Annotated in this window: 23 protein-coding genes and 4 tRNA genes; 13 read left to right on the top strand and 14 right to left on the bottom strand. The window is 67.1% G+C overall.

Annotated elements, in window-relative coordinates; all coding sequences use genetic code 11:
• Positions 1-17: 17 nt before the first annotated feature.
• The 7 genes from MOQ72_RS21755 to MOQ72_RS21725 all read left to right on the top strand — a co-directional run bounded on the left by MOQ72_RS21755 (position 18) and on the right by MOQ72_RS21725 (position 4,901).
• Positions 18-575: a hypothetical protein gene (locus tag MOQ72_RS21755; protein ID WP_242186094.1), complete on the top strand. Its 558-nt coding sequence runs from the start codon at positions 18-20 to the stop codon at positions 573-575.
• A gap of 5 nt (positions 576-580) precedes the next feature.
• Positions 581-1,396, top strand: a complete 816-nt coding sequence (locus MOQ72_RS21750) for a hypothetical protein (RefSeq protein ID WP_242186092.1) — start codon at positions 581-583, stop codon at positions 1,394-1,396.
• 44 nt (positions 1,397-1,440) lie between these two features.
• A complete protein-coding gene (locus MOQ72_RS21745; RefSeq protein WP_242186090.1) occupies positions 1,441-1,809 on the top strand; it encodes a hypothetical protein in 369 nt (122 codons plus the stop codon).
• A 43-nt stretch (positions 1,810-1,852) separates the two neighbouring features.
• Positions 1,853-2,608: a hypothetical protein gene (locus tag MOQ72_RS21740; RefSeq protein ID WP_242186087.1), complete on the top strand. Its 756-nt coding sequence runs from the start codon at positions 1,853-1,855 to the stop codon at positions 2,606-2,608.
• Positions 2,609-2,748: 140 nt separating this feature from the next.
• The gene (locus MOQ72_RS21735) at positions 2,749-3,621 is read left to right on the top strand and encodes a DNA-processing protein DprA (RefSeq protein ID WP_242186086.1); all 873 of its coding nucleotides are present in this window, start codon (positions 2,749-2,751) and stop codon (positions 3,619-3,621) included.
• The gene (locus MOQ72_RS21730) at positions 3,618-4,409 is read left to right on the top strand and encodes a M48 family metallopeptidase (protein ID WP_242186084.1); all 792 of its coding nucleotides are present in this window, start codon (positions 3,618-3,620) and stop codon (positions 4,407-4,409) included. The genes MOQ72_RS21735 and MOQ72_RS21730 overlap by 4 nt, the downstream gene beginning before the upstream one ends.
• Positions 4,410-4,610: 201 nt before the next feature.
• Complete coding sequence (locus tag MOQ72_RS21725; RefSeq protein WP_242186082.1) at positions 4,611-4,901, top strand: hypothetical protein; 291 nt, start codon at positions 4,611-4,613, stop codon at positions 4,899-4,901.
• Between the two features lie 132 nt (positions 4,902-5,033).
• On the opposite strand, the gene MOQ72_RS21720 is transcribed toward MOQ72_RS21725, so the two are convergent.
• The 10 genes from MOQ72_RS21720 to MOQ72_RS21675 form a co-directional block, all read right to left on the bottom strand.
• Positions 5,034-5,966 (bottom strand): M23 family metallopeptidase, encoded by a 933-nt coding sequence (locus tag MOQ72_RS21720; RefSeq protein ID WP_242186080.1) that lies wholly within the window; start codon positions 5,964-5,966, stop codon positions 5,034-5,036.
• Between the two features lie 36 nt (positions 5,967-6,002).
• Positions 6,003-7,037, bottom strand: a complete 1,035-nt coding sequence (locus MOQ72_RS21715; RefSeq protein ID WP_308197926.1) for a replication-relaxation family protein — start codon at positions 7,035-7,037, stop codon at positions 6,003-6,005.
• A gap of 80 nt (positions 7,038-7,117) precedes the next feature.
• On the bottom strand, positions 7,118-9,568 hold the full coding sequence (locus MOQ72_RS21710) for a DUF8128 domain-containing protein (RefSeq protein WP_372495502.1): 2,451 nt from the start codon (positions 9,566-9,568) through the stop codon (positions 7,118-7,120).
• Between the two features lie 92 nt (positions 9,569-9,660).
• Positions 9,661-10,488 carry a GP88 family protein gene (locus tag MOQ72_RS21705; RefSeq protein ID WP_443706321.1) on the bottom strand — a complete coding sequence of 276 codons (828 nt, stop codon included), beginning with the start codon at positions 10,486-10,488 and terminating at the stop codon, positions 9,661-9,663.
• 93 nt (positions 10,489-10,581) lie between these two features.
• Complete coding sequence (locus tag MOQ72_RS21700) at positions 10,582-10,968, bottom strand: hypothetical protein (RefSeq protein ID WP_242186066.1); 387 nt, start codon at positions 10,966-10,968, stop codon at positions 10,582-10,584.
• A 22-nt stretch (positions 10,969-10,990) separates the two neighbouring features.
• Positions 10,991-12,829, bottom strand: a complete 1,839-nt coding sequence (locus tag MOQ72_RS21695) for a VirB4 family type IV secretion system protein (protein WP_372495501.1) — start codon at positions 12,827-12,829, stop codon at positions 10,991-10,993.
• Positions 12,826-13,863 carry a PrgI family protein gene (locus MOQ72_RS21690; protein ID WP_242186065.1) on the bottom strand — a complete coding sequence of 346 codons (1,038 nt, stop codon included), beginning with the start codon at positions 13,861-13,863 and terminating at the stop codon, positions 12,826-12,828. Before MOQ72_RS21690 ends, MOQ72_RS21695 begins: the two co-directional genes overlap by 4 nt.
• Positions 13,864-14,799: 936 nt before the next feature.
• Positions 14,800-15,504, bottom strand: a complete 705-nt coding sequence (locus tag MOQ72_RS21685; protein WP_242186062.1) for a TrbL/VirB6 family protein — start codon at positions 15,502-15,504, stop codon at positions 14,800-14,802.
• A 331-nt stretch (positions 15,505-15,835) separates the two neighbouring features.
• Complete coding sequence (locus tag MOQ72_RS21680; RefSeq protein WP_242186060.1) at positions 15,836-16,204, bottom strand: pilin; 369 nt, start codon at positions 16,202-16,204, stop codon at positions 15,836-15,838.
• A 58-nt stretch (positions 16,205-16,262) separates the two neighbouring features.
• Entirely contained in the window at positions 16,263-17,156 is an 894-nt protein-coding gene (locus MOQ72_RS21675; protein WP_242186058.1) for a hypothetical protein, read from the bottom strand.
• Positions 17,157-17,782: 626 nt separating this feature from the next.
• On the opposite strand from MOQ72_RS21675, the gene MOQ72_RS21670 reads away from it, so the two are divergent.
• The 4 genes from MOQ72_RS21670 to MOQ72_RS21655 all read left to right on the top strand — a co-directional run bounded on the left by MOQ72_RS21670 (position 17,783) and on the right by MOQ72_RS21655 (position 22,443).
• A complete protein-coding gene (locus tag MOQ72_RS21670) occupies positions 17,783-18,517 on the top strand; it encodes a hypothetical protein (RefSeq protein ID WP_242186056.1) in 735 nt (244 codons plus the stop codon).
• Between the two features lie 730 nt (positions 18,518-19,247).
• Complete coding sequence (locus MOQ72_RS21665) at positions 19,248-20,324, top strand: DNA-methyltransferase (protein WP_242186054.1); 1,077 nt, start codon at positions 19,248-19,250, stop codon at positions 20,322-20,324.
• Between the two features lie 334 nt (positions 20,325-20,658).
• Positions 20,659-20,997, top strand: a complete 339-nt coding sequence (locus MOQ72_RS21660) for a helix-turn-helix domain-containing protein (protein WP_242186052.1) — start codon at positions 20,659-20,661, stop codon at positions 20,995-20,997.
• Between the two features lie 87 nt (positions 20,998-21,084).
• Complete coding sequence (locus tag MOQ72_RS21655; RefSeq protein WP_242186051.1) at positions 21,085-22,443, top strand: tyrosine-type recombinase/integrase; 1,359 nt, start codon at positions 21,085-21,087, stop codon at positions 22,441-22,443.
• A 50-nt stretch (positions 22,444-22,493) separates the two neighbouring features.
• Here the strand turns inward: MOQ72_RS21655 and MOQ72_RS21650 are convergent.
• The 4 genes from MOQ72_RS21650 to MOQ72_RS21635 form a co-directional block, all read right to left on the bottom strand.
• Positions 22,494-22,568: transfer RNA gene (locus MOQ72_RS21650), tRNA-Val, on the bottom strand.
• Position 22,569: 1 nt separating this feature from the next.
• Positions 22,570-22,641 (bottom strand) — tRNA-Cys (locus MOQ72_RS21645).
• Positions 22,642-22,688: 47 nt separating this feature from the next.
• Positions 22,689-22,761 (bottom strand) — tRNA-Gly (locus MOQ72_RS21640).
• 139 nt (positions 22,762-22,900) lie between these two features.
• On the bottom strand, positions 22,901-23,326 hold the full coding sequence (locus MOQ72_RS21635) for an SsgA family sporulation/cell division regulator (protein WP_150068543.1): 426 nt from the start codon (positions 23,324-23,326) through the stop codon (positions 22,901-22,903).
• A gap of 769 nt (positions 23,327-24,095) precedes the next feature.
• On the opposite strand from MOQ72_RS21635, the gene MOQ72_RS21630 reads away from it, so the two are divergent.
• Both MOQ72_RS21630 and MOQ72_RS21625 read left to right on the top strand, forming a co-directional pair.
• Positions 24,096-24,686, top strand: a complete 591-nt coding sequence (locus MOQ72_RS21630; RefSeq protein WP_242186049.1) for a TIGR02611 family protein — start codon at positions 24,096-24,098, stop codon at positions 24,684-24,686.
• 57 nt (positions 24,687-24,743) lie between these two features.
• Positions 24,744-24,815 (top strand) — tRNA-Val (locus MOQ72_RS21625).
• Positions 24,816-24,923: the final 108 nt, after the last annotated feature.

Raw genomic sequence — 24,923 nt, 5'->3', positions numbered from 1 at the left:
AAGGAAAGCAGTCCCTCGTGTTCGTGAAGTTCTACGACCGCCTCGACCTGTCACGGGCGCGCCTGGACGACGTGCTCACCGTGCCCGCGAACCGCGCCAAGGCGCACGACGTGGCACGGGACCGCCACCTGCCGCGCCAGTCGCTCACCCGCGCGACCAACCGCATGGGCTTCTGGGTCTACGTCTTCCAACTCGGCGCCGCTGTCCAGCTCGGCACGGTCACCCTGGCCGGCGCCCAGCCCGGACCCGAGCACGTGGTCACGCTGCCGGTCCACCAGCTCGACCACTACACCACCCCCGGTATGCCGTTGACCGAGATGGCCGGCCTGCTGGCCGCGGTCGCCGAGGACTACCCGCCCACCGCCCTGACCGCGCTGCTGGCCGACAGCCTCACCAAGGTCCTCGACCTGTGGGCCGACGCCCGCCGCAACGGCCGGCCCACGATCGACCTCCGCGACCTCGACCGCGCGGTCACCAGCGAATTCGCCCCCGCCGTCCGCGCTTGGCGCAGCGGCGACGCCTTCCCACGCCCCCGCCTGGCCGACACGACCTGGCCCGAACCTCTTCCGAGGTGAACACCATGCCCATCGACAACCCCACGACCGCAACCCCGTCCGAGATTGACGAAGAGCTCGCCCGGCTCGGTATTGAGCATGCCAAGGCCACCGACACCGTCAACGGGCTCACTGCCCGCGTCCAGCGTCTGGTGAACGACGGCATGGACGAGTACGCGACCGAGTTGCGGCCCCGGATCGAGCAGGCCCGCCAGACCATCACCGAGTGCGAGGCCGCCGCGCGTCCCCTCGATGCGGAGTTCGAGCGTCGGGGCGGCTGGACCCGCGCCTGGCTGGTCCTCAACACCGGTGGCCACGTGCACCGCACCACCGCCTGCCGCACCTGCTTCCCGTCCACCCGGTTCGCCTGGCTCACCCAGCTCTCTGGGCACGACGAGACCGAGATCGTCGAGCAGGCCGGCAAGGCCGCGTGCACCGAGTGCTACCCCAGCTCGCCGGTCGACGTCCGCAACCGGCCCAGCCAGATCAAGACACCCGAGCAACTCGCGCGGGAAGCGGAGAAGGGCGAACGCGCGAAGGCCAAAGCCGCGAAGGCGATCACCGCACCGGACGGAACCCCCTTGCGCACCAAGCAGTACGGGCAGATCCAGACCGAGTTCACTGCGCGGCGCTCCTACATCGACGCGTTGTCCTACGCCCGGCTCCTTACCAAGCGCAACGTGGCATTTCACCGCGACACCATCGCCGAGTACCACGAGGATGCGCAGCTCATCCTGGCCGCGCTTGCCGCCAAACACAGCCGGACCGTGGACGACCTGCGCGCCGAACTGGCGCCCAAGGTCGAAGCCAAGTGGAACCGCGAACACCGCAACTGGGGCTAATCGCTCCCCGTCAGGCAACCGGTTCTTACGAAAGGGCTCAACCGATGCTTCTGGTCGAAACGCTGGAAGACCTGGTTTACAACTACCTCGAAGATCCCGCCCGACCCGGCTCGGCCGTCGGCAAGGTCAACGCGCAAGACCTCGTCAGCCACGTCGTACAGCACCTCGCCGAGCGCGGGGTCGACGTGGGTTTTCAGGACGGCTCACGCCTGACCTTATCGGGCAGCGCGCCCCGGCGGCACCGCCTTCCCTTGGTACTCCAGGAAAACGACGATGGACACGTCCGCATCTACTGCGACGGCCGCGACTGCGTCTGGTCCTGGCCGCTCTACCAGCACGCGAGCGCGCAGACCAATGGCGACACGATCACCAACGCCGTCGATCACGCCATCCGGCGACATTTCCACTCCTGACCACTCCGTCAAACCAGCTACGTACATCGGCGCGATGCCCTCCATGGGCGGGCAATGCATCCCGACGTACCCGATCTACGAATGGGGGTGGAGTCGACAGGACTGCCTCGACTACCTGTACCGCAAACTCGGCGTGGCATGGTCGAAAAGTTGCTGCCGACACTGTCCCTACGCTGGCAACAAATCCGGCTGGCCGGAGCAACTCGCGCGGTTCGCCGCGCTGCCAACCGAAGCGGCACAGCACATCATCGACGAGTACGTGTGTCTGGCGCTCAATCCTCGATCGGGCCTGTTCGGGCCGGGCAAGTCACTGATCACGCGACTGCACAGTGACCAGGTAACCGAGCCCATCACCCTCGCCGTCGCCCGGATGAAGACGATGCCGTGGGCCATCTACCGCGTCTGCCGACTTTACTACGCGCCAGCCAACGCGATCCGCTCCCTGGACAACGTCCTGCTCGGGGGACACCGCACCGTCCACACCGCGCTGACCGAAGTCAGCCAGCTCGTCGACATCCCCCTGACGAAGAACGAGGAGATCTCCGGAGCACCGGTCCGCGATGGTGATCGAGATATCCACCGACGGCTCTGGCTCCGCAGGCGCTGCGACGGGATCTATCCCACGCAGGAGGAGTTTTACACGGCCGCGCCTGCCCAGGCATTGGATAAGGAGCTCGACAGTTTCGCCGACGCCTGGGCCGACCACACCGATGTGGCGCTGGCTCGGTTGGAACGCCGCGTCGACACGGCCATCGCCGTCGTGCAGCAAACCGTCATCGAAGGCCAAGAGCGCGGCTAAACGACCTGAACCAATCAACTGCACCGAGTAAACGCACCACTCGGTACGCGTCTTTCTCCCTCCTTCCCTGTGCGGGCCGCTTCGACACGGTTCTCCGGTCGGCGCGGCCCGCTTTTCGCATCATGACAGGAGCGCTTACCATGAATTCTCTTGCTGCTCGCGCATTTCTGCTGCGGGCCACCGAACCGCCAGCCCCTGCCGTCGACGCCTTCGTGGCCGCACACGGCCCCGTGGACGCGGTCGAGCGCATCCAGACGCAGGCCGCACCGCAGTCGGTCCTGCACGAGATCCGCGATCCCGAGCCCCAGATCGACGAGGACCTGGCTGCGATCGACTCCGGCCGCTACCGGCTTTTGACCCCGGAAGATCCCGACTGGCCACACGGCGCCCTCCAGGGCCTGACCGAACAGGGCCTCGGCGCACCCCTGGGGCTGTGGGTTCGCGGCACCGCCAACCTCGTGACAAGCACCCGCGCGGCGGTGTCGGTGGTGGGCGCCCGCGCCGCGACCAGCTACGGCGAGCACGTCGCCACCACGCTCGGCACGGACCTCGCCGCAGCCGACGTCACCGTTGTGGCCAGCGGCGCCTACGGCGTCGACGGCGCGGCCCACCGTGGCGCGCTGCTCGGCTCCGCGCCCCCGATCGCGGTGCTAGCCTGCGGCGCCGATATCGCCTACCCGCAAGGCCATGCGTGGTTGCTGGAATCGGTCGCCCACAGCGGCCTGCTGATCAGCGAGTACCCACTCGGCACGAAACCTGCCCGCGCACGCTTCGCGGCCCGGGGTCGGCTGCTGGCCGCCCTCGGAGTGGCCACCGTCGTCGTGGAAGCCGCCAGGCGCAGCGGCGCTCTCCCGATCGCGCACACCGCCGCAATCTTGGGTCGGCACGTCTACGGCGTGCCCGGACCGATCACCTCCGCCACCTCTGCTGGCGTGATCGACCTGTTGCGGACCGGCGTGGCCACCCCCATCGCCGCAGCCGATCACATCATCTCCCAGGAGGGCATCCGATGACCGAGCACACCGAGCTGGCCGCGGACATCGAGGAAGCGGTGGCCGCGCTCGGTCTCCCGCCCGGCTGGGACCTGCGGGTGGAGATCCGGCCACGGCGCAGCACGGTCGGGCTGCAACTCACGCCCGGCGAACCGGTGAAGGTACTGGTACCGCCCCACGCCACCCCGGAACGGGTCGCGGACGTCATCCGCCACCATTGGGGCTGGCTGGCGCAGAAGATCCCCGAGGCTCGGCGGCTCGCTCCGGACTTCGCGGTCAAGACGTTCGTCAACGGCGAAGGCTTCTATCTCCTCGGCAGGTCCTACCGGCTGCATCTCACCGACGACGGCCCGCCGACACGCATCGAACGTCTTCCCCACGTGCTGGGTACTGACGAGTTCCTGTGCGTCCGGCGCGACCGGCTCGACGCCATGTGCAACGCCGTGATCGCGCTGTACTGCGACCGCGGCATGGCGTGGGCCAGGGAGCATGGCGAACAGTACGAACACCATGCCAACATCCAGGGCTTGCGGTACGAGGTGCGCAGCCTCGGCCGTCGCCGCTGGGGCTCCTACAGCCCGACCAAACACCTCGTCAGCCTCCACTGGCCGGTGTTCGGACTCCCACAAGAACTGATCGAGTACGTGCTCGTCCACGAACTCGCCCACGCCACCCGCCCCGCCGGTCGTCACCACGGACCAGCCTGGCAACGCCAGATGAGCCTGTGGATGCCCGACTGGCGCCAACGCAAAGCAGCTCTCGCGCAGGTCGGGCGTCGCGCCTGGATGGGCGACTACTACCAGCCTTGATCCGTCGTGGGGGCCGTGACAACTACCAACTGCCCCACGAACATCAACGCCTCCACATGGTCACCCGCTCGACCACGCACCAACGCCAATCCCCTTGGCACGAACGTCCTACACAGGAGCGTGATAGACATGCGTGGTAGACAGACCACAGCGGCACGGTGTCGCTCACCAGGAGCGATCACAGCACACGGAGGCGTCGACGTGACCCAACCGGACGGAACGCCCGATGAGGTCCTTCAACTGCGCTCGGCCCGAGCCAAGCTCGAACGCATCAAGACCGAACTGAAAGAGGCTCGCGAGGAGCAAGCCCGGATCGAGGACAAGGTCAACGACCTGCTCGCCCAGCAGCGGGAAGCCCGCGAGGAGCGCAAGGACGCGGTGCTGGCCGCGGACGCAGCCAAAATTCCCCGACTGACGATCTCCAAGGAGGTCGGTATGCAGCGCAGCAATGTGTACAAGCTTCTGGAGGACGGCAGCGCCTCCGATTCGTAGACCAGCACCACCTGCGTGGTTGCTCGGGAAATGTGCCAGGGAGACGGGTGGATTTGACGGTGGGTTCGCGTGACCGGGAAGTGAAGAATCGGGTGTGATCGCGCAAGAATGGGCGATCACCCGATTCGCGAGTCACTTTCGGGGAAGACGCTGATCGCATAGGGGTGGGGCCGACCGCTGTCGGTAGAACGCGGTCGGATCGGTTGGCTGGCCGCTGATTTCGATCTGGAAGTGCAGGTGTGGCCCGGTGGATTCCCCGCGGTTGCCGACTTCCGCGATCACTTGTCCTGTTTGAACAGTCTGTCCTATATGAACGTGGTTGTGGTCGTTGTGTCCGTAGGTGGTGATCACGCCGTCGGCGTGTCGAATCCTCACCCAGAGTCCATATCCGGTGGCAGGTCCGGAGTCGATGACGGTGCCACTACTTGCGGCGACGATCGGGGTTCCGATGGGTGCGGCGATGTCTTGTCCTCGGTGGAACTCGCTGCCTCGTGGTCCGAAGCCGGAAGTGCATTGCCCGGCAACGGGGATCGTCCATGTTCCGGTAGGCGCACAGGTGGATCCGTGGACGGTGGCGAGGAGTTGCTGGGCGGCGGGTTCGTGGCGGGCGTAGGCGTGGGGGAATCCGGATCGTTGGACCGCTTGAGCGGCGTCGTTGATGCTCATCTGCTGCCATCCGGGCACGGCGAGCAGGTGTCGGTAGAACTGGGTGGCGCTGTAGGTGGGGTTCATGATGTCCTCCGCGCTGCCCCAGCCTTGGGAGGGGCGTTGCTGGAACAGCCCGAGGCTGTCGCGGTCTCCGTGATCGAGGTTGCGGAGTCCGGATTCCTGGATCGCGGTGGCGAGAGCGATGATCCAGCCGCGTTCCGGGATGGTCATGTGTTTGCCGACCGCGACGATGATGGCGGCGTTGGCGATCTGGTCGGGGCCGAAGCCCGATACGCCGGTGGGGCTGACCCCTGTCGGAGTGCAATTCGCCGTATGGCTGCCACCGAACATCGCGGAGACGACGCCAGCGATTGCGGCGGTGACGAACACAATGAGGACGGCGAACCCGGCCAACACGCTCAGGACGGTCTTGGTGATAGCGGACAGGTTTGATCACCTCATCGGGTTCCAGGTCAGTTCGTTGGCCTGCCAGGGCGGCATCGGTGCTGGAGGGCTCAAGCGCGGTACTGGGCTTGGATCGGCACCGGTGGCTTCTGCGGAGCTGGTTGGTGCTGTGAGGTGGGGCCAGGCCGACAGCAGGTCGATCAGTCGTCTACGGCCGGCTTCGGCGTGGTGGAGGGGAAGCCACACCTCGTCGGCGGGGCTTCCTGCGGTGCGGAGGTGTTCGGCGGTGGTGGTGGCGATCGGTAGCTCGTGCCGCCGGGGATCCGTGCGCAGGTGCTCGGCGAGGTGCCGTCGCGCGTGCGCTTCCCGGGCCGGGGTGGCGAAGACCGCCAGTAGCGGTGTGACGATGCGGGTCGTGGTGGCGAGGCTGGTGTAGCCGGGCAGTTTGGCCACGAATCGGCTGAGCTGGTAGCTGCCCGTGTCCCATTCGAGGAACCATTCGATCTCCCGACCGTCCTCGTGCCAGCGTCCGTAGCCGTCGGGGCGGACGTGGTCACCGAAGTGCCGAGTGCAGCGGGTTTCCGACCACCAGGCGGTGACGGCCCGATCCTGAGTGGTGTCGGTGAGTGCATCCGCCAGCAGCGCGGTGAAGAAGGTGTTGACGCCCATGAGGTGGGCCAGCCGCAGGGAGTAGGCGATGCCGACCGAGCGTTCGGGGCGGAACTTCAGGTCTTTGGGGTCGATGCCGTCTTCGTGGGCGAGCAGGTGGGCGCCGGTGGTGTCCAGGACGTAGCACATGGGGGCTCGGCCGCGGCCGATGTAGGGCTGGAAGCGGTTCAGCACGCGCCAGGTGTAGAGGCGCTGTAGGCGGTGGTTGGCTGAGCGGCGGGAGCCGAAGGCGATCGTGGCGATCTGCGGGGTGGTCAGCACCCGGTGTTCGGCCAGGACGCGGGCTAGCCAGCGGTCGCGGGTGGTGAGATGGGCGGCGACCTGGGCTTGATGCTCGGCGGAGGCCGCCCAGCGCAGGCTGGGCCGTTCCGGCATCGGTGCGCGCAGGTCGCGTTGCTGGTGATGAGCGAACACGATCGTCCCTCCTCGGGGGATGCGGGCATAACCGAGGGCGGCCCTCCCGGTGTTGGGAGGACCGCCCTGGAGCTCAGGGTTCAGGCCGCGGGGCGTGCGCGGCGTGGGTCTGTGCCAGTGGTTCCGGACTGGTCTCCGGTGTCTTCGGCTCCGGACTTCAATGGGCGGGCGTGGGCTGCGGCGGCTTTGCGCACGGCCTTGGACCGCCCGGGAATGGCCGACGGGAGTGGTTGGGTCGTCACCGTGAACGGCTGGGTCTCCTCGCCGCCGACGACCAGTCGCGCGGCAGCGTGGTACACGCCGAGGTGGGCGAGGTCGTGGTCCGACACTCGCGGTGCGGTGTGGCGGGCCAGTTCGCGGGCATCTTCAGGACTGGCGGTGAAGAACACTTTGCTGCGGGCGTTGGTGGAGATGCCTTCTTTGAGGTCCTTGGGAAGTTGCCCCAAGTGCTGGTGCGCCAGGGTCATCGACAGCCGGTAGCCGCGAGCTTCGGCAAGCATGTCCTCCATCGCATACGGCAAATTGAGGAAGTTGTGCGCCTCGTCGACGTACAGTCCAGCATCGCGGCGTTCGCGCTGGGCAACTGCGGCGCGAGCGGTCGTCTCCTGCCACACCCGCGCCACGATCAGCGATCCCAGCAGCCGCGTGGTGTCTTCCCCGAGGCGTCCCTTCGGGATGCGTACCAGGCATAGCCCGCCATTCAGCGCTTCACCTAGATCCACTGTGGAGGGTCCGGCGGCGATGGCCTTGACCACGAAGGGCCGCAACAAGAACGCGCGGAGCTTGTTCAACAGCGGCGCCGTGGCCTGGGCGCGGGCCGCGTCCGAGAGCTGGTCGTACCAGTCCCAGAACCCCCGCAGTGTCGGGTCGTCGGACACCCGGTCCCGGTGCCGCGCCCGCGTGGCCGGGTCGGTGAGCAGTTGCGGCAGGGTGGCCAGCGTGGGGGTGTCCGAGGCGGCCCGCAGGGTCAGACAGGCGGCGCGGAGGATGTCCTCGGTGCGTGGCCCCCAGGCCGAGGCGAACACCCGGGAAAACACCGAGACCAAGTTGTCGACCGCGGATTCCTTCGGCCCCTCTAGAGGGTTCAGGCACGGGGTCGGTCCGCGGGAGTCAGCGTCGAAGAGCACCACCTTGTCGGCGGCGTGTTCGGGAAGCCGCTGCAGGATGTCGGTGATCAGATCGCCCTTGGGGTCGATAACCACCGCCCCGCGCCCGTGCTCGGCGTCGGCGAGGATCATCCGCGCCAGCATCGTCGACTTGCCCGACCCGGTGGCGCCGAGGACGTGCAGGTGGTGCCGGGCGTCGGAGACCTGCAGACCCACCGGGCGGGCGTGGCCGGTGTCGGAGACCCCGACTGGGCGGATCAGCGCGCCCTCGGTGGGTGTGTTCGGCGGGGGCGGGACCGCCCGTGCTCCGGCGCGGGCTAAGCCCGGTAGCGCCTCGTCGGTGGGCAGGTGGGCGACGGCCGCCAGTTCTGGCACCGACAGCAGGTCGCCCCGCCGCAGGCGCCGCCGGGCCAGGACGGTCACCGGGTTGCGCAGCCGTCGGCGGCGGTAGTGGTTGTGCTCGGTGAAACCGGAGAACGCGCTCGCGATCGCGTGGGCGCGGCCCCGCACCTGATCACGCACCCGCGCCACCTGCTCGCCCGGGGTGTCGATCGGCACCGTCGTGGCCACCGCGTACCGGATCAGCGTTTCCCACTGCGCCCCGCGCTGTTTGCCGACGATGGCGCGGTTTTGCGCTTGGAACTCCAACGATGTCTGCGGGTCCAGCTTCGGCTGGCTGCCTGATGTCTTGGTGCCCGAGGGGCCTGGCGTGAGCAGGTCGAGCAGCCGGCCCGCCAGGTGGGTGGAGCGCCCGGCATGGAGGTGGCGGGCGGCCCGACGAGCCTGCTTGACCCGACGCCCGGTGACCGGACGCGCCAGGACCTGCACGCACGCGGTGTCGTGCACGCCGAGCCCCACGGGAGCGCCCAACAGGGCACGGATCGGGTCGGCGTCGAAGTCGGAGCGGATCGGCAACGCTTCCGACCGAGCCAGGCGCAGCGTGCCGCCGGTGACCAATTGCCGGCGCCCCTCGGCCGGGGCCGCGGGCACCGGCGGGTCGGCCAGGCAGGTGCGGGTGTGTGCTCCGGGCCAGGCGGCTTCGATGGCGCGCTCCACCATGCCCGGGGGCACCGCGCCCGGCACCCACAGCCGGAGTTGCACCCCGTCGTGGCCGAACACATACTCCCAGGCCAGATGGGGTTGCCCGGTGGTCAGGCGCTGCAGCATCGGCCGGACAAGCCCGACCAGGTTCGACCACACCGCCTCGGCACCGTCGGCATCAACCGTGGGAGGCGCCAGGACGGTGATCACTCGCGATTGCTCGTGGAGCGCATCCTGGCAACGCAGGAACCACCACCGCCGCAGCAGCCCTAGCCCGGTCGCCACGAGCACGGTCGCGGGGACCGCGATCAGCCCCCAGGTCTGCAGCCACGACCACACCTGGTCCAGCACCGCCTGAATCGCGCCCCACGGATCGGTCAGCAAACTCCCCAGTGGACTGTCTACTACGGATGGATTTGTTAAACCCATGAGGGAAATCTCCTTCCTGTCAGGAGGAGAAGTAGGGCTCGATGCGATCAAGCGGCGTGTTCGTCGGGTGTCGGACCGTTGCGACGGCGAGCCGACGGGGCGGTGGTGATCGCACGAACTGCCGCGTCTCCGCGAGTACGGCGGTGTGCGTCGACTTCGGCCTGCCACTCCGAAAACCGGCGTCCAGCCAGCTTTTTCACGAAGTGTGGGATGTTGTTCGCCGGAATGCCGACGAGGTGGGGGCCGAGTACCGCGAGCAGGTCTGAGGCTTCCTGGGATGACCAGCCCGCCTCGTGGATGGCGTCGGCGTCCGGAAAGACGTCGGCCACTCGATCCACCGCGGGGTCCAGCAGCGCATCCTGCGTCCCGCCGTAGCTGTAGACCCACAGGAAGTTCTCTGGAGGGTCCGGTTCCACGACCGTCTTGAAACGCCGAACTTCCTTGGTGTAGGCGTAGAAAGTGGTGTCTGGACGGGCCCGCATGATGCGCAGCCAGGACCCCAGGTAGGCGGTGTTGAAAAAGTCGCCTGAGTCGTGGATTCTGACCCAGCTACCGCGGAATTTCGGTGCGGCCAGCTCGGTGAGCATGGCCTGTTCCCACCCGGGTAGGTCGTCGAGGACGAACCGCAGGTTCGACATGTGCTTGGCGCGGACCGCTGGCCAGGTATACGTTCCGTGGCGGGCGTAGCACACGTGGCGGCAGATCCCGGCCGAGGGGCACGTGTTGTAGGTGCGGCCATCGGGCAGACGTCCGGCCCAGGCGGGCAGGGACCAGTTGTGTACGCCGATCGCGCGCATTTCCCTGTTCTGGGTCAACAGCCGGCGCGGGCGCTTCATGGATGGAGCGTCCGAAGGTAGACGAGCAGATGAAGACATACGTGTCCTCCGGATCAATAACAATAAATTCGGAATCTGAAAATAAGGTCCACTGTGGATCTTCGAAAGGCGGAAGCGTTTCGCTCCTTGTGGCTACGCCGGGTCGTCGTCGAGGTGGTGTTGGTTTGTGTTGGCGGACTCGGCGCCGGCGCTGCCGGCGAGTCGTTGCTGGCGGCCTTGGCGGTAGCGGTCCAGATTGATGACCTCGGCCCCGTCGGCGTCAACGGTGACGGGCTGGCTGTGCTTGGCCTCATGCCGGTGACGGATGTGTTGCGCCCACGTTGGGAGCGTGCGTACGCCGAGGACGACTGCGGCGCCGATGAGGTATCCGAAGATCACGATGACCGCACAGGCAAGCCCGAGGGCCGCGATCACTCCCGCTGCGAGTGCGGCGACGGCGAGGACGTCGTGGATGAGGTCGCCCACGAACGAGCCGAACACGTCCTGATCGACAACGGTCGTGGCATGCAGTGACGACATGAGGGCGTTCCTCCTTGTTCGCTCACTCGTCGAGTAGCAGGTCGTGGGGGCTGTCGATGTCGGCGAATTCGTCTGTCTCGTTGGTGTATTCGGAGGACAGGGATGCCAGCTCGGCGGGGTCAGTGGTGATCAGCTGGTGTTCGGTGTCGGAGGCGATGGCCTGCAGGGCGACCCGCTGAGTCCCCGTCGACAGCAAGCCCTGGCCCGTCCCGGCCGACAGCAGGAACTGCCGTTCGCCTTCGGAGAGGGCGAAGGTGCGGACGATGTCATCGATCGCCTGCGGTGCCTGTCTGAGCAAGAGCTGGGTCGCCGCGTTGCTGATGATCGCTTTGCCGAGATCCGTGCCGAGGACGTCGCCGACGTCTTGGGTGGCGACGGTGAGTCCGGTCCAGTGTTTGCGGGCGGATTTGGCCATGCGCCACAGGAATTCGGCGCCGGCGGGTTGTTGCATGAGCAGCCAGGCTTCGTCGACCACGCAGAGCCGGGGGCGTCGGGTGGCGGGGTTGGTCACCTGTCGCCACACGGTGTCGAGGGTGAGCAGGGTGCCGGCGGGTTTGAGTTCGTCGGGCAGGTTCCGCAGGGAGAACACCAGCAGGTGTCCCTCGGGTGGTGCGGTGGTGGGGCCGTCGAACAGCCCGCGGAAGGCACCGTCGGTGAACGGCTGCAACCGGCTGGCGAGTCCGCGAGCGGTGTCGTCGCCAAGGTCGGCGAGCACGGTGCGTAGGTCGGAGAGCAGCGGTGCGGGCCGGGTCCAGGTGCGGGCGTCGTGAGTGATTCCGGCGTGCTGGTAGGTGGTGGTGACGGCCTGATCCAGGACGGCCCGTTCGTCCGCGGTCAGTGTTTGTCCGAATAGGACTGACAGGAGGGTGTGGAGGAACAGGCTGCGGCGGGTGAGAGCGTCGGCGGGTGCGCTGCGGCGCCCGTCGGGGCGGGTGTGGATCGGCAGATCGAGGGGGTTGAGGTGGATGCCCTCGACGCCGAGGGGGAAGTAGGTGCCGCCGACGGCGGCGGCCAGGCGGGCGTACTCGTCTTCCGGATCGATGATCGCGATCTCCACGTCCCGGTACAGGCTGCGGAGTGCTTCCAGCTTGACGAGGTAGGACTTGCCGGAGCCGCTGTGGCCGAGGAGGACGGAGTTGTAGTTGGCGCAGGCGAACCGGTCCCAGTGCACCAAGCCTGGGGAGCCGAGGTTGTAGCCGTAGAGCACCCCGGCGGCCGTGGCGGCGGAGGTGACATCCGGCGGCGGCAGGTCCGGGCTGGTGAACGGAAACGCCGCGGACAGTGCGGCGGTGTCGAACGTGCGGGTCATCTGGATTGGGTCCAGGCCCATCGGCAAGGCGGTGATCCACCCTTGCAAGGACCGGTAGGTGGTGGGCTTGGCGTCCATCAACAAGGACGCGGTCAGGGCGCGCAGCGCGCTGATCTCCTCGACGAGTTCCTGTTCCGATGACGCGTGCACGGTCAGGTAGAGGCCGAGGCGGAAGAGGCGGCCTTCGCCGCGGGCGAGTCGGTCGGAGAGGTCGTATGCGTCCTCGGTGGCCGCCTCCACCTCCGGGTCGTGCAACCCGCCGTGGGCGGCGGTGTGTCGTCGGCCGGATTCGAGTTTGCCGAGCTGCTTACGCAACCGGTCGGCCGCGATGCGCGGGTCGATGGGTTCGATGTGCAGCGACACATCCAGCCTGCCGGGGTAGGTCAGCAGCGGTTGCAGCCAGCCGGGATGGACCTCGCGGGGGTAGCCGGTGACGGCGAAGGAGGCGATCCAGTCGCCGCCGATCTGCAGGTGGCGCGGGTGCACCTCGATGGCCTCCGGCGCGAAGACACCCGCCGCCGCGGGTGGTTGTCGACGCTTGGTGGTGATCACGAGAAGTCCTCCTCGGTATCGGGGTCCCAGTCCGAGCCGGCGGGGGTGGTGATGACCTCGCCCGCGCCGGCCAGCTCGACCGAGGGCGGCAGGGGGCTGTCGGGGTTGGTGGCGGTGGACAGCACCGCGGTGGCCTGGGCGGCATCCAGCGGGGTGACCGTGATGCCCGCGGGCGAGAGGAGTTCAGTGGCCTCGCTCATCCGCCGCAGCAGCCGGGAGGCCGCCGCGCGGCGTGCCCCGTCCGACGGCTGCTCACCGTCGCAGGAGCGGCGGAAGCGGCGGGGTCGGGTCAGCGAGTCCTGCGGCCCGTGGCGCACGGGTTCGCGGACGACCAGGAGGATGTGGCGCCGTAGGAGGTCGGTCTGCTGGGCGAGCTGGACGAGGTAGTCGGCGTGGTCCAGCGCGGCGGACTCCAGCGCCGGGTGCGGCAACCCCGTCGCACGCTCACGTAGTTCCGTGATCTGGCCGGAGAGGTCCAGGCGTTGGGCGCGGATGAGGATCTGCACGCTCCCGGCCAGGCTATGCAGATACCGGCCGAACGCCGCGGTCAGCGCTTGCTGTTCGGCTGGGGTGCGCAGCGCGAAGTTCACCGTCGAACATGCCGCGACTAGTGCCACGCCGTCGGAACCGAGATCGACAATGCCCGCTTCGGAGATTCCCCGGGCGGGCAGGTCAAGCCCACCCGCGGCCACAGGCTCGTGCCCGTGGGCGATGCCGGCCAGCCACTCCGGAACCGCCGCGGGCTGGTGGCCGGAAGCGACGCGGCGCCGGGGTTGCAGGCGCTGCCGCACCGCGGCCAGCAGCAGCCGATCCAGCGTCACCCCGTCCCGGCGCACCACCACCAAGGCCGTGGCCGCGACGGCGATCGGGACCGCGACAAACACATACGCCACCGTCGGGATCACGGCGCGGGTGGCCTGCCACCCTGCGTAAAGCAACAGGCCGGTTACTGCCATCACCGCGACCTGGCGGGCGGTGAAGCCCGCCAGAATCCGATCCTCACGATCGACGTCAGCGGGAATCCGGACGCTCATCAACGCTCACCTCCTCCTCGGCGGGTGTTGGGGCGGGGCGGGTGGAGTTTCGGCAGGTTCAGGGGCAACTCCTGTTGCCGTGGCCGTGGTCCCCGCCGCCGCAGTGGTGGTGGAGGCGGCGGTGGCGGTGTTGGGGGCTGGCTGCGAGCGGGTTTTCGCGTGCGCTGCACGTTCAGCAGAAGCTGGTACTGCCCGTCCCGACCCAGGCGGGGCTTGTTCTCGGGCCATTCGCCGTCGGCGGGCAGTTCCAGCTGTTGTCCGCGTGTCGCTGGGCGGGGTTTCGGTGGCGGCGGGGGCGGTGCGGGTCGCCGCACGCGCCGCGCCTCGATCGGCAGCCGGTACTGTCCGTCCCGGCCCAGTAGTGGCTTGTTCTCCGGCCATTGGCCATCGAGCGGGAATGTCCTCTGCCGGCCACGCCCGCCCGTCGACGACGTCCGCTGCGGGAGTGGTTCTGGGGCTGGTTTCGGCTTGGGGTGCCGCTGGACATTCAGCGGGAGCCGGTATTGCCCGTCCCGACCGAGCTTCGGTTTGTTTTCCGGCCACTCGCCATCCATGGGAAGCTCCCACTGCTTCCCCTGCCCGGTGGGACGAGAACGCGAGGACGCTCGCGACGTTGGTTGCTGTTCGGTTGGTTTCCGTACCCTGGTGACTTTTAGCGGCAGCATGTATTGGCCACCGGCGGTGCTTGTCGGTGACGTGTCCGGGTCCACGGTCTTCGGCGGGCGGCTTCCTCCAGCGGGCCGTCCGAGGCGTCCGCGGATCAGTCCGAACGTTTTGTAGGCGATGAACGCCCGAATCAGGGATCCGATGAAGGACCTGCCGCCGCCTCCGCGGATGGCGCCGAGGATCCAAAACGGGATTTTCACGAGGATGTAGCACAGTGCGAGCGCGGTCAGAAACGCAGTCATCAAGCCTCCCCTTGAGAAGCGGGGTGGGTTAGAAGAGGGTGATTCCGCCGGGGAGATAGAAGATCTTCAGCGCGGCGATAAACGTCAACGATTGCGCGACCTGGACAGCGAGAACCGCACCAAAGGCTTTCCACCACCACAACGCAAGGGACTCGGTCTGCGGCAGGGCATGACACATCAACACCAGCGGGGCGGAAGCGAGCAGGATCACGGTCAACGCAATCCGGACCACGTAGGTCAGCAGCACCGCGATAATCATGACCACCAGCGCCAACATGGTGAAAACGACATACAACTCGCCATAAGCCGTCGAATCGTCGCCGGGCGCCTTGCCCAGCAACGTCTCCACAAACACGCGGGACGCCTCATCCATCCCTGTTTGATCACCCAGAAACGCACGAGACAGTGCGTTGGCGAACTCAATCGCTTTCCCACCCAGAAACAGCGACAGGTTCGCGGCAACGAACCCGACCACCAGCCGCGGCAGAATTTCCTTGAGGGAACTCCGTGTCTGCACCGTGTGATAGGCCATGGCCACGATCCCGGCAATCGTGGTGATCAACGCATACGCGGCGATCATGATGGTGCGGGAACTTCCCCACAATTGGCCCATAACGGGAAGCTGATCGAACTGCGGGGTAGCCAGCAGGGAATCGGCCAGCATTCCCAGCACGCCATTGAGCGCTGTGCGGGCGACGTCGGCGAAGAAATCGTGAATCCACCCGGTCAACATCTCCGTAATCCAGGAACCCCCCGAATCCTCCGGCGCAGCGGGCTCAGGAGGGGGTGTCAGATTCGGCGGTGGTCCCGGTTCGCCGGTGCCGCTTGGGGGGACCGGTGGTGGGAGGCACCCAGGGATCTGCGGCTGATCGGGGGCACAGGCGGGGTCCGAGGGCACCGGCAGCGGTTCGCCTGACGGTGGCGGGGTGGGTTGAGCGCCTGCCGCGCCCACGGACGCCAGCCCTGCCGCTACGACGAGCACGAGCAAAGCGGCCACAGCAGTACACACGCGACCCAGCCGATGGCCCGCCCCCAGGGTGGGAAACGCGGTGGCTGGCATGTGATCACGCCCCCACGATGCCGCGCAGGATGGTCACAATCAGCGGCGCGAGCGCTGCGAGGGCATAGCCGAGCCCCGCGGACTTGAACGACTGCTTCGCCTTCTCGATCTCGCCGGGATCCCCGTTGGCCATGACGTACCGGACACCGCCGATCGTCAAAAACACCGTGGCCAACAGGGCGAGGATCCCCATGAGCCAATTGCGCGCGTTGGTCAAAACGGTGTTGATGTCTTGCGCCTGTGCGAGCACATGGCTGGTTTCGGCAGGCGCAGAGGCCGCCGTCACCACGAGGCCGACGACGACGAGTTCGGCGACCAGCAACAGCCGCGGGCCGCTACGACGGGCGAGACGATGCGTGACAGGCAAACGCATCAGAAGACCTCCAGAGATCGAGTGACAACGACAGCGGGTTCCGCGAAGTGGGGAGGACTCACCCGCGTCCCTGAAGTCCGGAATTCGGGGGCTGATTCGCCGGGTCGCCCCCGACTTTTTTCGCTACCGTGCGTGACCGACTCGGGTCGTTAGTTACCTCGTGGGAGGCTTGCCTGCTCGTGGCCGCAGTCCCTGTGGGATCGCCGTCGTCGGGGCTGGTGTCGGACTCGGCCAGCCACGCGGCGAGTCGGTTCTCGGCCTTGCGCCGATGCTTCGCGAGGGTCTTGTAGGTCAGCCCCGGCGGGCGGGGCCAGTCGGCCAGCGCGATGCCTTCCAGCCGGGTCGCACCGATCAGCTCGGCCTCGGTCCTGGTCAAGACCCCGGCCTCGACAGCCCGCGCCAGGACCAAGTCCGGATGCCCGGACGGCGGCTTGGGTTCGCAGGAGTGGAACCCCGGCGGCTTCGGGGTCGGCCCGTCCATGGCGTCCAGCAAGGCCCGATGCCCGGCGCGGTAGGCAGCCCACCGCAGCCGGACCGTGATCCGCCCCCCGGCGAGATCCACGGTGTGCAGCGCGTCGAGGAACCCGCGCAGCACTTCGGCGTGGATGTCGCTGGGGTCGTCGGCGTAGCGCTCGGTCAGCCGGACCGCCAGGGAAGTCAGCATCGGCAGCGCCAACCCGACCGCGGCGATCGTCCACGTACCGCCTTCGATGCGGGCACGGCTGATCACGTGAGCCCACACCTGGTCCCACACCCGGCGGGGGCAGCGCTGGTCCAGCAGCAGGTCCCGGAGTTCGTCGACCGGGATGACCCGGTTCGGAAGGTGGTCGAACAGGCGGCCGTCCACGGCCACCGGGTGATCTCCCGCGGTCAGCCACCCGAACGCCACTCGGGCGGCATCCAGCGGGTTGCCCGGCCACTCTTCGTGCTCGCAGTGGGATGGGTGAGCCATTGCTCGGCTCCTCTCGAACGGCGGTCAATGACGCCGCCGAGAGAGCCACGCGCAATACAGCGCAGCGCACGGTTGTGCACTAAGACGAAACTAAAATGATCTTCTTGTTCCGAAACAAGAAGATCATCTTTTGACCGACTTGAAGATCGCGTACCAGGCGAACAGCAAGCCTGTTCGCTGCGGCGTTAGTCAGAAGCTGTTCCGTTGCTGTCACCTCGACTTGACGGAGGGACGGAACAAGAAAAAGGATCTTGAGAAATGTCCGGAGAGATCTTGAACAGACCCACCGCAGGCTCTGCCAGCGCCGAACCCACCTAAGCGGCTGTCGATCTTCCGAGGCCCACCTCAAGATCGACACGCGACCGATAACACCGAAGAAGCCAGTGACGCTGGGTAAACATTCCGATTAAGGACGAGCGACAAAATTTCTGGGATGCCGGTGGCGAATCAGGGCCGTTTTCGCGGACTTCAGGGGTGTCCTTCGCAAGGCCGACCGATCACCGGAGCACGCGATGCCTGCCCTCCCCATCCCGGAGGTACCACCTCCTACCACCCCCGACAGCCACGTGCCGAACCCCCGCCCGGGGCCGGTCCGCGAACCACACCGTGAACCCACCAGCCCGTCGATGTCGGCGACGGTGCGGTTGTGTCCCGTCGACCCTGCAGCGGACGCGGACGAGATCATCACCGCCGCGGTCTCATTGATCACGACCACCTACACCGCGCCCGGCGACCGCATCATGCTCGCCGACACCGAGACCCCCGCGACGGGTGCGAGCCGGACGCGTCGGGACCGGCTCGTCGAGTCCGTCCTCCGACTCGGCCGCAGCGCGACCACCGCACCCGACTACCGGTCTCACCTCGATCACGAGTCCGCCGCGGCGGGCGGGGGTCCGCCCAGCACCTCGGTGTCCGGGTCCGGACTCGGACATCAGTCCGGCGACCCGGTCAAGTGGGTCGCGAACCCGACCAACTATCAGGACCGCGGCGAGCCCTCCGGTCCGGGTTCAGACGGCTTCACGTTGATCATCGCGGGCTGGTCCGACCACCCTGCAGACCCGTTCGCGATGGCTGACTGGGCGCCCGCTCTGACACCCGCCGGCACCGTCGTCGTACTCACGCACAGTAGCGATCAGCATAGGTCGCGGGCCACTCATTTGGGGCGGTTGTCGCGGGCTGCGGCATCGGCCGGATTGATCTTGATCAACCGACTGATCCTCGCCCACCACCCCTCGCCCGTTCCTCGACCGGCGACCCGGCAGAGCCGCTGGGAGATCTCCCTTGGCGGCCACCGCCGCATCCTCACCACCGCCTCCGTGTTCCGCCACTCGTCCCCGCTTCTGGAGGTCCACCATTCCTAGGACCGCCCTGCGCCCCGGCAGCGTCTGGGACACCGGCAGCACCACCCCCGCCCGGCAGGTCGCGGACCGGCACCTCGGGGCCACCCGCGGCGACACCGCACTGACCCACGCGGTCGCGCGGCGGATCATCACCACCTACACCGCCCCCGGCGACACCGTCTGCGACCCCAACCCCGGACCGGGCCTCGTGCTCGCCGAAGCCCTCCGGGCGGGCCGGGACGCACTCGGCCTGCCCACCCAGCCACGGTGGGAATCCGCCTTGGAAACCAACCTCGCCCACCTGGCCGAGCCGGTCGGCACCGCGACCCTGCTGGACAGCGTCGCCGCCGAGCTCCCCGGGGTCGTCGACCTCGTGCTCACGGGGCTTCGCCACGCGCCGAGCAGCGACCCCAGCCGGGTGCTGGTCGGGCTGTATGAGGACCTGGACGCGCGGCCACATCCTGATCGCCTGCCGGCCCTAGCGCCGTCACGGCCGGCTGCTCGACCTGCCCGGCAAGATCCACGACGCCGCCGACGCGATCGGTCTCGTCCCCGCAGACCACATCATCGCCTTGACCGCGCTCATTCGGGGAAACCGGGTACACGCGAGAATCGTCAGCCACGCGGGAGACTTCCCGGAAAGCACCGACATTCACGGCCGTCGCACCGCGCTCTCAGCCCATATAGACGTGCTTGTTTTCCACCTACCCCCAGCCGCGCATCGCGTGGAAACTCCGCAGGGAGGTGTCGCGTGAACAGTCTCTACTATCGTGACGAGACGATCGAATTGCATGTCGGCGACGCACTTCAGGTTATGGAATCCTTTCCCAGCGCTTCGGTGGATTGCGTCATTACCTCACCACCTCACTGGGGATTGCGCGACTACGGAACCGCGGTCTGGATCGGCGGGAACCCGGAGTGCCGACACACTTTGGGGACCACACCCCATCAGCGCCGGACCACTAAGAAACGTACTTCCTCGTGGCTTCGTTCGGACGCGAACAAGCGCTGCAGGAAGTGCGGCGCTCTTGCACACGATCGGCAATACGGCCTGGAGCCGGCGATCGATGACTACGTTGATCGCCTACGGGAGGTGAGCGCGGAAGTCTGGCGCCTGCTGACACCACGGGGAACGTATTGGCTCAATCTCCGCGACGGTTTCAGCTACCACAACAGCGGCACAGGAAGCACGCGCAAAATAACAACCGAAGAGGCACCATCGGTCGTTCGACACAAAAGTCTCCTGGGCATTCCGTGGCGGGTTGCTCTCGCTTTGCAACAAGACGGGTGGATCATTCGTAACGCGATGGTCTGGCACAAGCCCAACGGCATACCGGACCCGGCATCGGATCGGTTTTCCTCGCGCTACGAGATGGTTTTCCTCTTGGCCAAGCAGCCGGACTACTACTTCGACGCAGCCCACGCGCTCGAACCATTGTCGCAGAACCGTCCGGAGCATCGGAAGAACCACCACGGAGGAAAAAAGCCGCACACGGTCCAGTCCCCGTGGCACCCGAGGCGAACCGGGAAGAACGTCGGCGACGTCTGGTCGATATCCACACGACCGCTGCCGGACGCGCACTGCGCTCCGTTTCCGATCGACCTTCCGCAGCGTTGTATCGCGGTCGGCTGCCCTGAAAACGGCCGCGTCCTCGATCTCTTCTCCGGAGCAGGAACCACCGGCCTCGCCGCCCGACAATTGTGCCGGTCTTTCCAGGGAATCGACCTGCGGGCGGACTATCACGACATCTTCCTGCGGCGACTTCGGCACCAGAGCAGGCGCATCGAGGTCACCAACGAAACAAATCCAGGAGCCAACGTTGCGTAAGAACCAGTTCGGCGCCGCTGGCAACGCGGGCTTTCCTCCAGCACGACGGCGTGACCGAAACGCCGTGCATCGGTGCGTGACACGGCAGTCACGGCCCGATCCCGTCCGCCGGCGTTACGCTTCCCGCCGCGATGTTGCCGCGGGTCTGGGGCGCCCCGGCAGTTTCTTGCATGTGCGACCAGCCGACGATCACACGAGGTGAGGACGAAATGAGTCGTACTCCTCAGCCGAGCGATCACTCCCGGCACTCCGCATGGTCGACGGAAAGGCAGCTCAACGCAGCCCTCCGAAGCCTGGTCGAAGGCGCCCGTGACGGGGTTGAGGGGGGTGCTGCATGAGCACCCACGATCCGCTCACCGATGCCGCTGCTGCGGATGCCGACACGCTCTCGGCAGCAGCCGAACTTGCCTCGGCAGCTCGTGAATTGGCCGACGCCGTCCGCACGCTGGCCGAACACGCTCCGCACGACTCCGATGCTTTGCTCACCGCCGAACAGCTCGGAGACCTCCTGCGGCTTTCGCCACGCACATTGAAGGAGCAGGCAGCAGCCGGGCTCATCCCGCACCGCAGGTTCGGCAAGCACTACCGCTTCAGCCGCGACGACGCCGCAGAAATCGTCAGGCTCGCCGGGAAAACTCCCATGCCTCAACGGAGAGGCTTCCGGGCGGCCTGACCCGGGCACCGTGCCCACACAAATGTCCGCCCCGGCACCAGCCGGGGCGGCTTCGCAAAGAGAACAAGAGCAAGGAAGGAAGTGGTCATGGCCTACGGTCAACGACTGGGCGATGCCCAGGGTGATGGCTGGCGTGCCCGGTACAAGCGTCCCGATGGAACCTGGGGCAGCAAGTCCGGCTTTACATCCGAAAAGGCCGCCGAGGATTGGGGAAACGAACAGGAAGCCCTGATCCGCCGACACATGTGGATCGACCCCCGCAAGGGCAACATCCCGTTCGGGGACTTCGCCTCGGAGCTGCTGGACTCCATCGGTCCTCGCCTGGAACCGACGACGCTGGCGAAGTACAAGTCCCATCTGAACAACCACCTGCTGCCGCAGTGGTCCGGGTGGCCGATGATCGGGATCTTCAACAGCTACCTGGAGATCGAGAAGTGGGTCTCCGAGCTGCACGAAGACTACGCCGAGTCCACGGTGTCGTCGGTGTTCGCCACGTTCTCGACGTTCCTCAACATGGCCGCCCGCGACCAGTGCATCCCGGCCAACCCGTGCTCAGGTATCCGGGTCACCTCCGGCGAGTTCGCCCCGGACCGCCTCGTCGCCACGCCAGTACAGGTTCTGCGTGCGGCCATGCGGCTGTACCTCTCGGTCGGCCCGGCGGGATTCGTCCTCGCCGTGATGGACGCCTACACCGGAGGACGCTGGAGCGAGCTGGCCGGCCAGCAGCGGCACGAGTACAACCGCGAGCGCCAGGCGATCCGCATCGATCTTCCGTTGAAGGAGATCGGAGGGAAGCTGTTCAAAGGGGGCCGTCGCGTCGGTCCCGGCGGCGTCTTCGCCGACGGCGGCCCGAATCCCGTGCAGCGGAAGACCTCACGACCAGGCAAGGGAAAGAAGAAAGGAAGGACGAAGACCCCTGCCGGGTCCAGGGACGTCCTACTACCCCCGAGCATCGCCGTGCTCTACGAAACGCTGCTGGACTCCCACCGCCACCCGTTCATCTTCTGCACTCGCGACGGGAACCTCCTGCGGAGGTCGAACTTCCGTCAGCGCCACTGGCGCCCAGCTTGGGACGGCATCGAGCCGGACGACCCGCAGGCTGAGGATCACGTCCCGGCAGTGCTGATGTGGTTCACCTTCCACGAAGGACGACACACTCACAGCACGTGGCTGACCGAGGACGGGGTGTCGGAGGTGGCACGCCGTGCCCGGCTCGGCCAGAAGATGAAGGGCATCGCCCGGGTCTACGACCACGTGACGCCGGAGATGGAACAACACATCCTCGACGTCCTGGAAGCCCGATGGGCGGCCTCCCTGAGAGCATTGACGGCCGCCGAGCGTGCCCAACTCATGATGTGGTTCCCGCGCCTGCGGAACACCCTAGAAACCGGCGGTAGCGAGCCCGTTCAAGATCACATCGCCATTTCATCGCCATTCGCAAGCTGACAGCAAACCCACCCCACGAGGTAACAAAGCCGCTGGCCTGCACCAAGATTTGGTGCGCGATACTGGGATTGAACCAGTGACCTCTACCGTGTCAAGGTAGCGCTCTCCCACTGAGCTAATCGCGCGAGGCGGAGGCGGGAATCGAACCCGCGTACAGGGCTTTGCAGGCCCTTGCCTAAGCCACTCGGCCACTCCGCCGGACTCCGCATCCACACCGAAGCCGGCTGGACCGCCAGAGAATCCAGAGCGGACGACGGGACTCGAACCCGCGACCCTCACCTTGGCAAGGTGATGCGCTACCAACTGCGCTACGTCCGCCTGCCTGCGACATCGAAGCCCGGGGCTGCCGGGCCCGTCCGCCGCGTTGCACAGTGAACTCTAGACCACGTCCGAGATCACGATCAAAGGGGGGTCCCGGCCACTCGGCACGATCCGCGCCGAGCCGGGTTTTCCCTGATCAGCCCAGATCGTGCGGCAGCAGCCTGGTCAGCGCCTCGTCCACGTCGACCCACAGGTTCTCGTTGCCCGGCACCACCACGTCGTACGTGCGGTCGAGGAAGTCGGCCAGCTCCTGCGCCGACGCCTCGAACACCGCGTGGCCCGATGGCGAGCTGAGTTCGATCGCGACGACCTCCGGGTCGTCGACGGCCGGGCGGATCGTCACGTCGCCCTCGCCGGCGTGCGCGATCAGTCCGTCGGCGAGCAGATCGCGGGCGAACACCCACTCGACCCAGCCCGCGCGGCCTGTACGGAACGCAGCCACCACGGCGTACGGGTCCCGGGTGTCGTAACGCAGCTCGACCTGGACCGGCACGGCAGGCGCCTGCGGAGCCAGCAGATCGAACACGGCTGTCGAACGCAGTGTCACATGATCGTTACGCATTGTCCTCCCCTTCCTGCTCTCTCCCTCCCGGTCCGCTTATCGACCGAGCACCACAGTTGTGACGCCTTTCCAGGCCCGCATGCCCGCAAGTCCCACATAGATCACCCGTACGGGGCAGGCCCCACTTCGCTGGGCAACCAGGCGAGTGCGCAGCGTGTCCAGTTGGCTCCGGTTTCGGAGGTGAGCCCGGACTGGCCGCCGCATTGCGAGACGGACCAGATCCGTGGTTCACACCGGAGGAAGATCCGCTGCGAACGACCTGACAGAGGACGTCGGATCGCAGGACCGGCACCTATCCGGTGACCAAACCTCGCTACTTTCCGTAACCGAGTGAATCGTGCTCGCACCCGATCTTCGATCCGTCGCCCTCGCCCTGCGAAACCCGCCGCCGCGCCCCAGTTGACCACCGAGTTTTCCGCTTCGTCGAACTCGCCTGACGTCCGCTCAAGAATAGGCGATCGGACCCTGCGGAATTCTCGCATCGCGACCCGACGATGAGACGCTTACCACGACAGTTCCCCATATCGGGCTAACGGCTCGCGCGGCTTCCGTTACCGACTACGCGTATGCCCGAACGCCGCTTTGAGAGTGGCGTCACAGTGTGACCAGGATCGAAGAACGTCGACAGGGCTGAAAGACCCGGCGTGGCACATAACGACCAATGATCCCAGTCACATTCCCGAGCTGGCAGGCGCCCAACTCCGGCCAACTGTCCTCTTGACAACTCGGCGGACCGACCGCTGTGGCCCACGGCACGACCGATCCGGACATGACCCGTATTCTGACCCACATCGGACACCGTCGGCGGCACGGCCAGCCGAGTGCCCGACACCGACGAACGTTCGCAACCGGCAGGTGGACAGCCCTGAGTAACACAGCCGAGTCGGGATCCCGGCACCCCAGCACGGAGCCCACCGTCGACGACCGCCGAGCGCCCCGGCATCCCCGCCTGCACGCGCTGCGTGCGCGGCTGCGCGCCCGCCGCGAGCGCATCCGCAGCAAGCCCGGCCTGAACACCACCTACCGGATCGTGCTCGGCGTCTTCGGCACCCTGGTGCTGATCGCCGGGCTCCTGATGATCCCCTACCCCGGCCCCGGCTGGCTGGTCGTCTTCGCCGGGCTCGGCATCCTCGCCACCGAGTTCCACTGGGCGCACCGGGTCAACACCTTCGCCAAACGGCACTACCACCGCTGGATCCGCTGGCTCGGCCGCCAGCACCTCGCCACCAAGCTCGTCGTGATGGGTGCCACCTGCGTGGTCGTGCTCGCCACCCTGTGGATGCTGGGCCTGTTCCACACCGTCGGCGGCTGGCTCGGCCTGCACTGGACCTGGCTGGCCTCCCCCCTGTTCGGCCGCTGAAAACGACCGTGTATCGTTCTTCTCGCCGCCGGGAACGGCGGCAGCACAACAAAACAAGGGCGATTAGCTCAGCGGGAGAGCGCTTCGTTCACACCGAAGAGGTCACTGGTTCGATCCCAGTATCGCCCACTCTTGCCTTGTGCCCCTGACCAGCATGGACAGGGGCACAAGGCTATTTAGGACAGCGCGCGGTGCCCAGAATTCTCCGATGTGGTGCCTAAAATGGTGCCTAAAAGG

It is taken from the genome of Saccharopolyspora soli, from assembly GCF_022678645.1.
GTDB classification, from domain to species: Bacteria; Actinomycetota; Actinomycetes; order Mycobacteriales; family Pseudonocardiaceae; genus Saccharopolyspora; species Saccharopolyspora soli.
This window is presented reverse-complemented; position numbering and strand designations above follow the sequence as displayed.

Bases quoted from the DNA above. Each gene is read 5' to 3' on its own strand.
- MOQ72_RS21630 (WP_242186049.1), top strand. From the start codon at position 24,096: ATGACCCGTATTCTGACCCACATCGGACACCGTCGGCGGCACGGCCAG.
- MOQ72_RS21730 (WP_242186084.1), top strand. From the start codon at position 3,618: ATGACCGAGCACACCGAGCTGGCCGCGGACATCGAGGAAGCGGTGGCC.
- MOQ72_RS21735 (WP_242186086.1), top strand. From the start codon at position 2,749: ATGAATTCTCTTGCTGCTCGCGCATTTCTGCTGCGGGCCACCGAACCG.
- MOQ72_RS21670 (WP_242186056.1), top strand. From the start codon at position 17,783: ATGTCGGCGACGGTGCGGTTGTGTCCCGTCGACCCTGCAGCGGACGCG.
- MOQ72_RS21680 (WP_242186060.1), bottom strand. From the start codon at position 16,204: ATGCGTTTGCCTGTCACGCATCGTCTCGCCCGTCGTAGCGGCCCGCGG.
- MOQ72_RS21750 (WP_242186092.1), top strand. From the start codon at position 581: ATGCCCATCGACAACCCCACGACCGCAACCCCGTCCGAGATTGACGAA.
- MOQ72_RS21655 (WP_242186051.1), top strand. From the start codon at position 21,085: ATGGCCTACGGTCAACGACTGGGCGATGCCCAGGGTGATGGCTGGCGT.
- MOQ72_RS21635 (WP_150068543.1), bottom strand. From the start codon at position 23,326: ATGCGTAACGATCATGTGACACTGCGTTCGACAGCCGTGTTCGATCTG.
- MOQ72_RS21745 (WP_242186090.1), top strand. From the start codon at position 1,441: ATGCTTCTGGTCGAAACGCTGGAAGACCTGGTTTACAACTACCTCGAA.
- MOQ72_RS21685 (WP_242186062.1), bottom strand. From the start codon at position 15,504: ATGTTGACCGGGTGGATTCACGATTTCTTCGCCGACGTCGCCCGCACA.
- MOQ72_RS21700 (WP_242186066.1), bottom strand. From the start codon at position 10,968: ATGTCGTCACTGCATGCCACGACCGTTGTCGATCAGGACGTGTTCGGC.
- MOQ72_RS21705 (WP_443706321.1), bottom strand. From the start codon at position 10,488: ATGTCTTCATCTGCTCGTCTACCTTCGGACGCTCCATCCATGAAGCGC.
- MOQ72_RS21690 (WP_242186065.1), bottom strand. From the start codon at position 13,863: ATGAGCGTCCGGATTCCCGCTGACGTCGATCGTGAGGATCGGATTCTG.
- MOQ72_RS21675 (WP_242186058.1), bottom strand. From the start codon at position 17,156: ATGGCTCACCCATCCCACTGCGAGCACGAAGAGTGGCCGGGCAACCCG.
- MOQ72_RS21660 (WP_242186052.1), top strand. From the start codon at position 20,659: ATGAGCACCCACGATCCGCTCACCGATGCCGCTGCTGCGGATGCCGAC.
- MOQ72_RS21740 (WP_242186087.1), top strand. From the start codon at position 1,853: ATGGGCGGGCAATGCATCCCGACGTACCCGATCTACGAATGGGGGTGG.